At 36.1% G+C, this 13980-nt stretch carries 12 protein-coding genes; all 12 read right to left on the bottom strand.

From position 1 onward, the window contains the following. The 12 genes from minE to mutL all read right to left on the bottom strand — a co-directional run bounded on the left by minE (position 1) and on the right by mutL (position 13980). On the bottom strand, positions 1–276 hold the full coding sequence (gene minE / locus Ana3638_RS16825; protein WP_161840597.1) for a cell division topological specificity factor MinE: 276 nt from the start codon (positions 274–276) through the stop codon (positions 1–3). Between the two features lie 17 nt (positions 277–293). Continuing rightward, on the bottom strand, positions 294–1085 hold the full coding sequence (gene minD, locus Ana3638_RS16820; protein WP_161839073.1) for a septum site-determining protein MinD: 792 nt from the start codon (positions 1083–1085) through the stop codon (positions 294–296). Between the two features lie 421 nt (positions 1086–1506). Beyond that, on the bottom strand, positions 1507–2172 hold the full coding sequence (gene minC / locus Ana3638_RS16815) for a septum site-determining protein MinC (RefSeq protein ID WP_161839072.1): 666 nt from the start codon (positions 2170–2172) through the stop codon (positions 1507–1509). 127 nt (positions 2173–2299) lie between these two features. Then, positions 2300–5176: a penicillin-binding transpeptidase domain-containing protein gene (locus tag Ana3638_RS16810; RefSeq protein ID WP_161839071.1), complete on the bottom strand. Its 2877-nt coding sequence runs from the start codon at positions 5174–5176 to the stop codon at positions 2300–2302. Positions 5177–5180: 4 nt separating this feature from the next. Next, entirely contained in the window at positions 5181–5648 is a 468-nt protein-coding gene (mreD, locus tag Ana3638_RS16805) for a rod shape-determining protein MreD (protein WP_161839070.1), read from the bottom strand. 68 nt (positions 5649–5716) lie between these two features. Then, the gene (mreC, locus tag Ana3638_RS16800; protein ID WP_161839069.1) at positions 5717–6589 is read right to left on the bottom strand and encodes a rod shape-determining protein MreC; all 873 of its coding nucleotides are present in this window, start codon (positions 6587–6589) and stop codon (positions 5717–5719) included. A 247-nt stretch (positions 6590–6836) separates the two neighbouring features. Then, the gene (gene mreB / locus Ana3638_RS16795; protein ID WP_161839068.1) at positions 6837–7862 is read right to left on the bottom strand and encodes a rod shape-determining protein; all 1026 of its coding nucleotides are present in this window, start codon (positions 7860–7862) and stop codon (positions 6837–6839) included. 161 nt (positions 7863–8023) lie between these two features. Continuing rightward, positions 8024–8722 carry a RadC family protein gene (radC, locus tag Ana3638_RS16790; RefSeq protein WP_161839067.1) on the bottom strand — a complete coding sequence of 233 codons (699 nt, stop codon included), beginning with the start codon at positions 8720–8722 and terminating at the stop codon, positions 8024–8026. A 49-nt stretch (positions 8723–8771) separates the two neighbouring features. Then, on the bottom strand, positions 8772–9047 hold the full coding sequence (locus tag Ana3638_RS16785) for a DUF4321 domain-containing protein (RefSeq protein ID WP_161839066.1): 276 nt from the start codon (positions 9045–9047) through the stop codon (positions 8772–8774). Between the two features lie 252 nt (positions 9048–9299). Further along, positions 9300–10664: a methionine gamma-lyase family protein gene (locus tag Ana3638_RS16780; protein ID WP_161839065.1), complete on the bottom strand. Its 1365-nt coding sequence runs from the start codon at positions 10662–10664 to the stop codon at positions 9300–9302. A 73-nt stretch (positions 10665–10737) separates the two neighbouring features. Further along, on the bottom strand, positions 10738–11697 hold the full coding sequence (miaA, locus tag Ana3638_RS16775) for a tRNA (adenosine(37)-N6)-dimethylallyltransferase MiaA (protein ID WP_161839064.1): 960 nt from the start codon (positions 11695–11697) through the stop codon (positions 10738–10740). A 120-nt stretch (positions 11698–11817) separates the two neighbouring features. Then, positions 11818–13980, bottom strand: a complete 2163-nt coding sequence (gene mutL / locus Ana3638_RS16770) for a DNA mismatch repair endonuclease MutL (protein ID WP_161839063.1) — start codon at positions 13978–13980, stop codon at positions 11818–11820.

Here is a 13980-nt window from a genome sequence, read left to right as displayed (position 1 = left end):
TTATTTTTTGTTGGTTTTAAGATCTTTTATCGGAATATTTGCAAAAAGCGCTGGAACAACTCCGTTATTTCCTTCTGATTCAGTCTGGGTTATTTTAATATCTAATCCCTCTAAATCGATCTCAATGTATCTTGATATTACAGTTATAATATCATTTTTTATCTGTTCCATAATCTCAGGAGAACAGCCGGCACGATCGGAAACAAGTACTAATTTCAACCGATCTTTAGCCACGTTACTGGACGTTTTTTTCTTGAAGAAATCCGCCAAACTCATCATACTATCCCTCTCAGTTAGTTTTTCTTTAGTAGATTAGCAAGCTTACCCAAAAATCCCTGTTTACCGTTTAAATCTAAATACGGAATATCCTCTCCAAGTATTCTGCGGCATATATTCAAATATGCTTGTCCGGCTAAAGTATCAGAACCAACTAACGGTTCACCTTGATTAGTTGATATAACTATGTTTTCATCATCCGGAACAACTCCTATTAAATCTACTGCCAGAATTTCAACAACATCAGAGCTTGACATCATATCTCCGCGTTTTACCATATCCATTCTGAGTCTGTTAACGATTAAGTGAGTCTGCTTCATTTCATTTGCTTCCAGTAAGCCTATGATTCGATCCGCATCACGTACTGCGGATACTTCAGGAGTAGTAACTACTAATGCTCTGTCTGCTCCGGCTATTGCATTTTTAAACCCTTGTTCAATACCTGCTGGACAGTCCATTAATATGTAATCAAATTCATCTCTTAATTCATCTGCTAATTTTCTCATCTGCTCCGGAGTTACGGCTGTTTTATCTCTCGTCTGCGCAGATGGCAATAAGTAAAGGTTTGGATACCGTTTATCTTTTATTAATGCCTGCTTGATTCTGCAATTTCCCTCGATAACATCTACAAGATTATAGACGATTCGGTTTTCAAGTCCCATAACTACGTCAAGATTTCTCAACCCTATATCTGTATCAATTAACACAACCTTTTTATCTAGTTTCGCTAAACCGGTTCCAACATTTGCAGTTGTTGTTGTTTTACCTACTCCACCCTTACCGGATGTTACTACGATTACTTCACCCATTACTGATTTCCTCCAAAAGATTCATTAATATAACTTCTCGGAAATTGCTTCTCAAATTTCTGAGAATAGGCGATGCTTTTTTCGCCGTGCATCCGATTATAGGAATACGTTTTTTATTCCTATAATCTAACTTCTCGGAAATTGCTTCTCAAATTTCTGAGAATAGGCGATGCTTTTTTCGCCGTGCATCCGATTATAGGAATACGTTTTTTATTCCTATAATCTAACTTCTCGGAAATTGCTTCTCAAATTTCTGAGAATAGGCGATGCTTTCTTCGCCGTGCATCCGATTATAGGAATACGTTTTTTATTCCTATAATCTAACTTCTCGGAAATTACTTTTTAAATTTTAAGCTTTTTACTTTCCGAATATAGAATTTTTATTCTAATAATTTAAACTAAATTATATAAAAATGAAATATTATATATTGATATCATTTAAAACCTCTTTACTTAAAGGCTCAATATAGATATTGCCATCCTCTAAAAATGCAATTTTTGTTTCTTTTAAGCCGTCTTTCGCAGGTTTGTCCGGAGATCTTGCAATCGTATCTGCGATTCGGATTTGAACCGGATTCATTGCAAGGGCCAGAACAAAAGAATTCGTATTTCCGGTAGCACCGGCAAATACCGTTCCTTTTAATGATCCTAATACAATAATATTACCTTTTGACACAATACGGGCACCCGGGTTTACATCACCTATAACAATTATGCTGGTTTCTGATTCCAAAACCTGTCCCGACCTGAGATTCCCTTTATAAAATTGACCTGTTGTATTAGAAAGTTCCATCAATTTTTCGTCTAGGGCTTTTTTAAATACTATTTCTTTCTGCGGGTCATTCTCTATGACACATACAACATGAAGATCTGTTTCTTCAGCAATAATATTTAAAATATCACGCTGCTCCTCATTGGTTAATTTTCTTCCCTCAAAACTGATCGCCATCTGTGCTTTTTCAAAAAATTTCGAAGAATCACGAAACTTTTCCGCAATTTTATCTTTCAGTTCTTCAAATTCCATTTCAGCATCCAGTACTACAACGATGCCATATTTATTACCTTTTATAATGACTGGATTATTCATGAATACCTCCCGGATGGATTAATTTATTGTAACTATTCAGTCTGCTTGAGAAAATCGAAGTGTTTTCAAACAATGTTCGTATGAACCGCAGTGCTGAATAGTTACCGATTTTATATTATGATTCACATTAATCCGTAAAAGTCGGTGAATCAGATTCCGGTAAAATTGCATCACCGTTAACTAATTTATCTTTATCTTTTACATCAAAATAATAGCTATAAATATCACGTGCAAGTTCGACTGCATTACCGGAAGCATAACCATTGGGAATTACAACAGCAACTGATATTTCAGGATTTTCATAAGGCCCATAGGACAAAAACAATGCATGATTCGCTCTTAAGGTACTTTCCTGTGCGGTACCGGTTTTGCCTGCTACTTTATAAGGCAGATCTTTAAATACATAGGAAGAAGAACTTCGGCTGCCATTGGCAACCTTATACATGCCCTCATGTACCAGATTCCATGTGCTATCACTTACCTGTTTTATTTCTTTTGATTTTGCTTTATTATCCAATATAACTGAACCATCTTTATCAACAACTTTATCAATAAGGGTTAAGTCATACAGCGTACCGCTTGTTGCTACCGCAGTTAAATAACGGGCTAACTGTACAGGTGTATAACTATTGGTACCTTGACCGATGGCAGACCGCACCGATCCTTCATCGGAAATCTTGGGTTCTGCTTCTTCTAACTCAATACCCGACTTTCTGTCCAGCCCATAAAGCGAGGCGTATTTGGCAAGTTTTTCCAGTCCAAGCTGATCTCTGTTTACTCCTGTACTGTCAAGTCCCAAACGCCAGCCTAACTCATAAAAGAAATAGTTACAGGATACTTCCAGTGCAGTTGTTACATCTATGGAACCATGGCTGGCAGTAGACCAACAATGTGGTGACGGAGTAATTTTATCAAATTCATAATGATCGTAAATTGTTTCCGCAGGGCCCAATACTCCCTCTTCCAAACCCGCTGTAGCAGTAACCATCTTAAAAGTAGAACCTGGTGCTGTCCTTTGCTTCGTGGCACGATTAATGGATGGATACGTAAGATCATTATTCACTTTGGTGTAATATCCGGGATCAATTTTGTTAGCAAATTTATTATTGTCATAACTCGGATAGGATACCAGTGCTAACACATCACCTGTTTTTACATCTGTTACAACAATGGAAGCACTACAGGGATCCAGAGCCAACTGAGCAGGTGTAATTTCAAGTTTTTTAATCTTACCCGTTATAAAAGAATATGCGGAAGTCGTTCCGTTCTCTAATTTTGAAATTTCTTCCTCATTATATTTTAACACACCTTGGTCAAATAATAAAAGACAAATTTCTGTTCCTGACAATTTGTACGAATATACCAAATCCTTGTATATTTTTTTATGAAAAGTGTTGTCTTCTAATAAGAGTTTTTTAATATAATCCAGGAGTTTTTCATATAGTTCATCCGTACTGAAATAAGCATCTCCAATATTTAACTTTGTCAGATCTATCCAATTCTTAGATATTGCATATTGCAGGAACTTGCTGAGACTTATTTTATCGTTTACATAGTCCTTATACGTACTGTCATCCTGGTCTATGGCAGATACCAACATTGTATCATTGCTTATTTGATTTTTAGATGCAATTAAAACATCACTATCTTCTAATTTCTCGTAGATATAAGATAAATAATCCTGCATTTCTTCTGAAGCCGCACTGTTAACAGTTGTACTGTTTATATCCAGTAAATTGTCCAGTTCACCCAGAACTTCATCCTGCTTCGTTAAAAATTTCTGATGTACCTGTTTCTCTAAGCTGGTTGCATCATCTTCCGTAAATGCATTCACATCAATAACGTTATTATTTATTAATGCAAAGTATACATCATATATTGGAATTCGGATATCTTTTGATGAAGTACCCCTGGTTCCGGCATCCGTGCTGTTATTTATTTTCGAAAGAAGAATACCTGCCAGATGCCTTTCTATAATCTTATAATAAGCTTTTTGAAGCTTATCGTCGATTGTCAGATAGACATCTCCGCCTGCAACCGGATTTTTACGTTCCAAAACATCCAGAAACTTACCAGCGGAGTTAACTGATATCGTCTCCAGACCTTTTTTCCCGGCTAAATAGGATTCATATACCTTTTCAATTCCTGTCTTACCGATAATATCCGAATTGTTATATTCGGAATCCTCAGGCAGACCCTCCAATTCATCCGAGTTAATTAATCCTGTATATCCCAAAATCTGCGAATTATAGATACTGTCATTATAAACACGGTTCGTCTGCTGCGCAATTCCGACTCCCGGAAGTGTGGAACTGTTTTCATATATGGCAGCTACTGTTTCATCGCTTACATTGGAAGAAATAATTATCTGATTATATTTCGGATAATTCGTATAGATGGCATATCTTAAAGTCATAATTTTTAATGTGTCTTTTAAAGAATATTCTTCAGAAATATTAAACATCGGATTGTATTTTTTATCTCCGTACCGTAAATACTCAAACACTTCTTCTGCTGTTGCAGCTTTTTGGTCTTTCGTCAGTTCATCTACGGAACGTTTTCCATAAACATCCCTCTTAAACCTAAGTTCCGCTTTATCATCAACAGTAAAATATAACTTACCATCCTCATCAACGGCTATGCCAAATTCACTTTCTATAGTATTGCCATACTTTTCTAATAATAATATCAACTGATAAAGCATGTCATTTTTTTCTTCGTTAGTTGTAAGCTCTGTACTTTCTTCCAATACTACGGAATAGGTCAATTTGTTATAAGCCAGTAAAATTCCGTTTCTATCATAAATATTACCTCTGGTACTTTTAATTTCTCTGGTTTTTGTGTATTTTAATGAAAGGTCCTGAGAATGTTCTTCCCCTTCCACGATCTGAAGGGTAAAAATCCGGTTTACCAATAAACTGAATAAAAATATAAATATCAATGAAATGGGAAGCAGTCTGGAAGAAAGTATCTGCTTCACTTTTTCCCAAATAATATCAATCAATTCGCTACACCTCCTCTTCCTCTTTACGGTCAAGCCGCGTATTGATTAGGTTCAGTAACTTGTATAATACAATAGAAACAACTACCGTATATATAATTCCCGGTAGTCCAATACTTACGAGATAAAATAAAATATCTAATTTACCTTTTAATAAAAATTCAAATATATAAAATAAAAAAAAGTATAAGAATTGACTTACTCCTACTAAAAAAATCGGAATCGTTAAATCATCTTTTACAAATATCCTATGGCTGTAGCCGTTTAAATAGCCGATTATCATATAAATTAAGGCATATAATCCAAGTATATCACCATAACAAAAGTCAATCAATAACCCGCATACAAATCCTACAATGAGGCCTTCGGTTCTGCCCTCATCAAACCAATAGCTACCGTTAATATAAGCAGGAGGTTTGGAGTTACATGGGCAAGTGCTAACCATTGAAATACCGTAGTCTGCAATAAAAAGCATATTAAAATTTCAATTATTACTACAATAAACCGTTTCACTAAAAATTACACTCCTGCCTTTCTGGTGTATTACTTCTTTTTTGTATCATCTATATCTACCAGTGGTTCTTTTAATTCAGTGATTATAAGTACTTCTTCTAATCGGTCAAAATCCACAGCCGGAGTTAAATGTGCTGTTTTGGTTAGATTATTCGGATCAACGGTTAAGTCACTGATATAACCGATAAGTATTCCCTGCAGATATTTATCACTGATTGGTGAGGTTACTACTTCATAACCATCGGATACTTTGGTATCCTTACCGATTAATTCGACACCAATTACTCCTGAATTATATAATTCCAAATCACCGTTTACAATACATCGATCTGAAGTTTTTAAAAACATACCGCTTACATTGCTGGAATCATCTATGATGGATTTAACCCTTGCCCAGTTTTTACCTACTTCTTCGATAATTCCAACCAGACCGTTACCGGCGATAACATTCATGTTAACAGCTATTCCGTCATCCGTACCTTTATCAATTCGAAAGCTGTTATACCAGCTGTTAGGGTCCGCATCAATTACCCTTGCACCAACCTTTGGGTAATCCGCATATTTCTTATCTAATTTATATAAATCACGGAACCGGTCTAATTCGTATTTGTCCTGCAGTAATATTTTATTTTCGTAAGATAAAGTACTGACCTGATCCTTAAGAGTTGCATTCTCTTTTAATAATTTACTTAAGCTGGATAATTTTTCAACCTGACTTGAAATTGCATGCCCTATGGAATTAATCCCATCCTGCATAGGTGATATAACGTTTCCCGCTGCTGTTTTTACCGGTGACAATTGCTCTTTATATTGAAAAGAAACAAATATTAATACAAAGCACAACAAAGCACCTGAAATGAATAAATGCTTTGGATTTATATTGAACTTTGTCCTTCTTCTCATAAATACCTCTTTTCCCATAATCCGAGTAACATTATTATCCTATAAATGATTGATGACAATAAACCGGATTATTGAATATTTTAAAAATGTCCGACCTGGTATATGTTTAACAGATACCCTTAGGCCGGATTATTCCTATACTAAACCGGAAGAAACACGCTTTGCGAGTTTCTTCAGTTCGCGTGCGCGTTCGAATTATTGCAAGCAAACTTGCTAATTCTCACTTTGCTTTCGCGGAAATTAGGGATCAACCGCTAAAATTTGTTTGTTTTAATGAACAGGCCAGTGATGAGAGTTTCTTATCTTCGATGATTTGGCCAAGTCCATTTACGACAGTGTCTGTTGCATCTTTACAGATATTCACTTTTAGTCCCGTTTCTTTTGCGATTAATTTATCCAAGCCAGATATAGAAGCTGACCCGCCGGTTATAAAAATACCGGAATCTATAATATCCGATGAAATTTCAGGCGGTGTTCTTTCTAATATGATTCGGATAGCATCTACGATTGTATAAAGATATTCCGTTATGGATTCATGTACACTGGCTGAACTTATCTCAACTTCTGCAGGCAGACCGGTGACAACGTTACGTCCATAAACTTTAATACTGTTTTCGTCCATCGGAAAAGCACAAGCCAATTCCTTTTTAATACTCTCTGAAGTTTTATCTCCGATAACCAAATTGTAATTTTTCTTCACATAAATCTTTATGGATTCATCCAGCCGGTTACCTCCAATAGGGATCAGCTTACTAATAACGATACCGCCCAGGGACATGATGGATACTTCTGTAGTATCCGCACCGATATCCACAACCATAACCCCTTTCGCATTGGTTACGTCAAGGCCAATTCCAACGGCATCTGCAATGGGTTTTTCAACTATTTTAATATTTTTAGACTTAAAATTAGAACTGGCAACCAGATCAAAAAATGCTCTTTTTTCTACTTCTGTTATATCAGAGGGAGTTGCTACGATAATAGCTGCTGCAGACAATTTTTTGCTCTTTTTATTAATTTTACGTATCATATAGTTTAATAATTCTAACATATTAGCTATATCTGCAATTACTCCATTTTTCACCGGGTAACTTACATGTATGTTAGAGGGTGCCTTTTCGTACATTTCAAATGCTTCGTTTCCAGCTGCAATAACCTGTTTTCTATTTGCAACTGCTATCATGTTTTTTTCATCTAAGATTATTCCAACATTTTTATGATATATTTTAATGGTACTGGTTCCAAAATCAATACCATATATGTTTCCTGCCATACCTGTTGTCTCCTTCCAAACTTGTTAGCCAATGCCATATGCAGCTTTAAAACAGCATGCATATTTTACACACACCCATGTATGCGTTAATCATAGAACCACAGTGACTTTATAGTCACAAGAAATTTATTATTTTACATAAATAGCTTATTATAACAAGTTTAAATATAACCTTGCTCGCTTAAGCTTATATATTTATTATCTCCAATAATAATATGATCCATAAGTTTAATTCCAATTAAATTTCCAGCTTCTTTCATTCTTTTCGTAATTTGAATGTCTTCCATACTGGGAGTTGGATCACCGCTTGGATGATTATGTAGTAAAATAACAAATACCGCTTCATATTTTAAAGCATTCAAAAAAATTTCCCGGGGTGATAATAGTGAACTGTTTATCGTACCGGTAGAAATGATCATATCTTTTAAAATCTTACTTTTGGAGTCTAACATGATAAGCAGAACTCTTTCCCTTGATAAATGCCGCATGTCCTGCATATAATAATGAGCAACCGCTTCAGGAGTATTCATTTTCAGTCTCCCTTCATTGGTTGCTTTCGCCATACGTTTTGTCAATTCGGCAATACATAACAACTGAATCGCTTTTACTCTTCCGATACCTTTAATTGACTGCAATTCATTCAAATTCATATGATTTAATCCAATTAACCCGGGATAGCTGCCCGAATATCCTAAAACTTTTGTGGCTAAATCAACAGCTCTTTCATTCCGTGATCCGGAACGAATGATAATAGCCAGCAGTTCAGCATCTGATAAAGCAGACGGGCCGGATTTCTCATATTTTTCATAAGGTCTTTCTGAAACAGGCAATTCTTTAACAGTGTAATACTTTTCTATCATATAACCTCCCGTTTATTCTCTCTCCAAGAAAATAAATAGGAAACCGATTCTAAAGTTTACGATATATTATTATAGCTAAGACTACACCTATAATACTTGCGATTGTAATCTTAATTGATAAACCGAAGCTAATAACCATAACTCCTAAATTTAACCGTATAATGCCGGCACCATCCGTATCTCCCAGACTAAAGTTTTGTCCATAGTTTAACCAGGAGAATCCCGATATATCTTTAGCCAGATATCCGATAAAGCCGCCTAATACTATACCTGCTAAAATCAACAGTAATAATGCCCATGAGTTCTTACCGCTTACTCTAGCCATAACAATATTACCTCCAAATATCAGATTTCTATTGTCCATTCTAACATAATTCATCACGTTTGTATACAAAAATAGCATAAAATACCTAATGCAACTTAATTATATTAGCAGATTACCAAATATTCTTGTATTAAAAAGTACTTATACATTTTATTTATATGAATATGCATGAAAGCGGTTTACATGTTATTTTACTCTTTAAATATAATTAACATCTGTCTATCCCTTCGGTATATAAAACATATCATATAATCATCTATCCAGACGTATTAAATTCTCTTCATATAATTTCTGAACCGACATTAGAATACCGAATTTCGCATGATACCAGGTCAGTCCTCCCTGGAAATATACCGCATAGGGAGGTTCAATGGGTGCATCCGCACTTAATTCTATGGAAGCTCCCTGAATAAATGCACCGGCAGCCATGATAACATCGGAGTGGTATCCCGGCATAGCCCATGGTTCCGGAGTTACAAAACTATCAACCGGTGCGGCAGCCTGTATTCCTTTGCAGAAAGCAACTACCCCCTCCGGAGTTCCCAAGGTTACTGCCTGTATAATATCATGACGGGACTCAGTACCGTTTGGTATAACGGAAAAACCTAATTTTTCATAAATATTAGCTGCATAAATAGCACCTTTTAATGCACCTGAAACTACAGAAGGCGCTAAAAATAATCCCTGGTATAATTGGCTGTTAATCCCCAGTGTTGCTCCAACTTCTTTCCCAAGACCGGGAGCTGTTAAACGGAAAGCCGCATTTTCTACAAATTCCTCTTTACCAACAATATAACCACCGATTGGTGCTAAGCCACCTCCCGGATTTTTTATCAGGGAACCTACACAAAGATCGGCCCCTACTTCCGTTGGTTCCATAGTTTCAACAAATTCTCCATAACAATTATCAACCATACAGATAACATTGGGATTTATTTCTTTTATAAAATGAATTAATTCCCCAATACGTTCTACCGATAGAGTCGGCCTTGTTGCGTATCCTTTGGAACGCTGTATTGTGACTAATTTTGTTCGTTTATTCATTGCTCCCCGGATACCGTCATAATCAAACCTTCCATCTGGTAACAAATCAACTTGGGAATAGGTTATGCCATATTCTGCCAGGGAACCGGTTAAACGCCCAGTTCTCTTCGTGTGTCCGGTTTTCCCAGTTTCATTTTTTTCATCTGTTATCGCTTCTTCCATATCGGTGTTTATTCCGATTACTTTCTCCAAAGTATCATAAGGCTTCCCAACAGGTGATAAAATCTCATCTCCGGGTCTTAAGTTACCGGACAATGCTATGGTTAAAGCATGTGTGCCGCTGATTAACTGCGGCCTTACCAGAGCGGATTCCGTGCGAAAAACATCTGCGTATACTTTTTCCAAAGTATCACGCCCAAGATCATTGTAACCATAACCGGTTGTTGCTGCAAAATGAATATCACTTACACGGTTATCCTGCATTGCTTTTAAAACCTTAAGCTGATTGTATTCTGCTACTTTATCAATATCCTCAAATCGTTTCTTTAAAGTATTTTCGATGGAACCGCAGTAACTTAAAATAACTTCGTCAATATGCAAATCTTTATACATTTGTTTAAATAAATTATCCATGATTAACCTTTCTCTTTTGAGATAATGTCAGAATGGGTGCGGCGCAAAATCAGCGCCTTTTATCAGAAATTTATTAATCTATTTCTGAATATATAATACTTTTTTTCTTGATTTCTTTTAGAAGTACTTCCAGTAATTTATTTTCATCATTAAAATAATCCTGCTTGTTAATCCAAGTAACTTCCTTTTCCCGTTTAAACCAGGTAAGCTGCCGCTTGGCAAAGTGCCTGGTATCTCTTTTTAAGGTATATACCGCTTCCTCCAGGGAACATTCCCCATCCAAATAAGAAATAATTTCTTTATAACCCAAACCCTGCATGGAAACCATATCTTTCGTACAGCCTTTATCCAGTAAAGCTTTTACTTCAGTTATAAGGCCTTTTTCTATCATCAAATCAACCCGGCTGTTGATTCTTTCATATACAATTTCACGTTCATTGTTTAATACAAAATAACAGAAATTATAAGGTGATTCATTCTGCCGCTGCTCTTCATTATGTGCTGATATCCTGCTGTCGGTTTGATAATAATATTCCAATGCTCGAATCACTCGTTTTACATTGTTGGGATGAATTGCTTTTGCCGATCCAGGATCGACCTCAGCCAGTTTTTGATGCAGATAAACAGCACCTTCCTTTTCGTAGAGTTCTTCCAACTGCTTACGGTAAATAGTATCTTCACCGTTATCTTTAAAATCAATACCATACAGAACTGCTTGAATATAAAAACCAGTTCCGCCGACTATAATAGGAATCTTACTTTTGGAATAAATTTCACTCATATACTTTAATGCAAGTTCTTTAAATTTAACTACATTAAATTCATCTTCCGGCTCCAGCTCATTTATCAGGTAATGTTTAATCCCCTGCATTTCATCCGTTGTAATCTTCGCAGTACCAATATCCATATATTTATATACTTGCATGGAATCTGCAGAAATTATTTCTCCATCAATCGCTTTTGCAAGTTTAATCGATAATTCCGTTTTTCCCACAGCAGTAGGTCCTGTTAATATTATCAAGGGTTTCTTCATTTTTTCCGCCTAACGCATACTGTCCTGCGAACTGCCACAATATAAGAATGTGAAATTAGTTTCACAGAGTGAAAGAATCCATGTGTGGCATCCTTCTTTTTATATTTTCTTTCACTCTATTTATACAATTCTTTTAAACTTTTTCTCCAACTCATATTTGCTCATGGAAATAATTGTCGGTCTTCCATGGGGACAATGATACGGATTATCCAGGGTTAATAATTCCTCAATTAATGCCCTCGCCTCTTCACCTGACAACCGGTGGTTACCTTTCACTGCTGCCTTACAGGACATGGAAGCAATTTTTTCTAGAATCAGTTCCGGCGTATCATTATATACCTCCAGGGCGAATCCGTCAATGAGTTCTATTAATATTTCATACTGTGCCAAACCAAATAAATCACTGGGTACGGCCCGAACGGCGTATTCTTTGCCGCCGAACTCTTCTATTTCAAAACCGATATTATTCAGATAGGTAATATGTTTCTTTAAAGCTTCCTCTTCCCGCATGGTCAGTGACAAAATAATCGGCGGTTCTAAAAGTTGGGATGTATAAGTTTTATCTTTTAAAGATTTCATAATCTTTTCATATAGTACTTTTTCATGAGCTGCATGCTGGTCTATATAAAACAACTTGTCACCGAACTCAACAATCCAATAAGTAGAGAAAATCTGGCCGATAATTCGATGGCTTTTTATCGCTTCTTCCGACAGGAAAGATAATTGTTCCGCTTTACCAATCATCCGAGCTTCCTTATTAAAGTCCGCACTGTCCGATAAAATTTCAGTTAGTTCTTCTTTCTGATCCGTATTATGAGCGGAAAGCCTCTCCTCTTTTACAAGGGCAGGTGCATCGTTTACTACTTCATTCAATTTGCCTATCTCTGTTTCTTTTATCAAAACCTTATCTGCTGCAGTATTTTTATTTGGGGATGTCAGTTCTATTATTGTAGAATAATTGTTTTTACTTTTATTATCATTATATTCTAAACTTTTATTCCAATTATTCTGGTAAGAATTAACAGAACCTTTATTCTGATTTTTAAATCTTTCCTGATCCACCGAGCGATTAAAATCATTTGAAGCTTTAACATCCTGCCCTGGTAATTGGTCGCATTGATTCTTTTCCTGGTAAGAAAAACCGTTTAAACCAGTTTTCTTATTTGGAATTTCTCTGTCTTGGTTTAATTCTCCGATATATTCCTGCCTGCGTTTTTCTTCAAAAGGTTCTGGTATCTTTTGGTCAATTTTAATTTCCTGTTTTTCTTCTGTTAAATGTACTGCCGGAATCATTTCTTTTCCTTCCAGAGTACTTTTAATCGTATGATAGAGAAGCTGATATAACTCCTCTCCGTTTTTAAAACGAATTTCTAATTTAGCAGGATGAACATTCACATCGATTAATTCGCTTTTAATTCGAATATGGAGGGAAGTAAACGGATATCGGTGAAGCATGATAAATGGTCTGTAAGCCTCTTCTATAGCCTTACTGATTAAGGAACTTTTTACATATCTTCCGTTTATATAATAATTTTCATAATTTCGGTTACCCCTGGATACTAACGGTTTGGCAATATATCCTTCAATGGAAATCTGTTCATTACTGCTTTCCGTTAATAACAGGTTTGCCGTAATATCCCGTCCATAAACATTATATATAATATCTTTTAGATTGTTATTTCCTGCAGTATGCAGTTTAATCTGTCCGTTATTGATAAATTTAAAGGAGATATCCGGATGAGATACCGCTAAACGTTCCATTAAATCACCAATGTATCCCGCTTCGGTTACAGGGGATTTCAGGAATTTTTTTCTCGCCGGTGTATTATAAAAAAGATTCCGTATAATAAATGTCGTTCCGTTAGGGCAGCCGATATACTCCAGGCTTTTTTCTTCCCCTCCGGCTATTAAATAACGCAGCCCGGTAAAACTCTCACTGGTTTTTGTAACTAATTCCACCTGTGAAATAGCTGCAATACTGGATAACGCTTCCCCTCTGAAACCCAAACTGGTAACCCGAAGTAGATCTTCTGCTGTTCGTATCTTACTGGTAGAATGACGTAAGAAAACCAGAGGCATATCCTCTTCCTCAATACCGGAACCGTTATCCGTAATACGGATAAAACTAATACCGCCTTCTTTTATTTCCACAGTGATTGCGTTGGCACCTGCGTCAATGGCATTTTCCACTAATTCTTTAACGACAGCGGCAGGACGTTCGATTACTTCTCCGGCTGCTATCTGATTAATTGTATTATCATCTAAAACGGTAATTTTAGACAT

Source organism: Anaerocolumna sedimenticola, from assembly GCF_009931695.1.
In the GTDB taxonomy this organism is placed as follows: domain Bacteria; phylum Bacillota; class Clostridia; order Lachnospirales; family Lachnospiraceae; genus Anaerocolumna; species Anaerocolumna sedimenticola.
The sequence above is the reverse complement of the archived record's forward strand: the minus strand, read 5'-3'. Positions and strand labels throughout refer to the sequence as shown.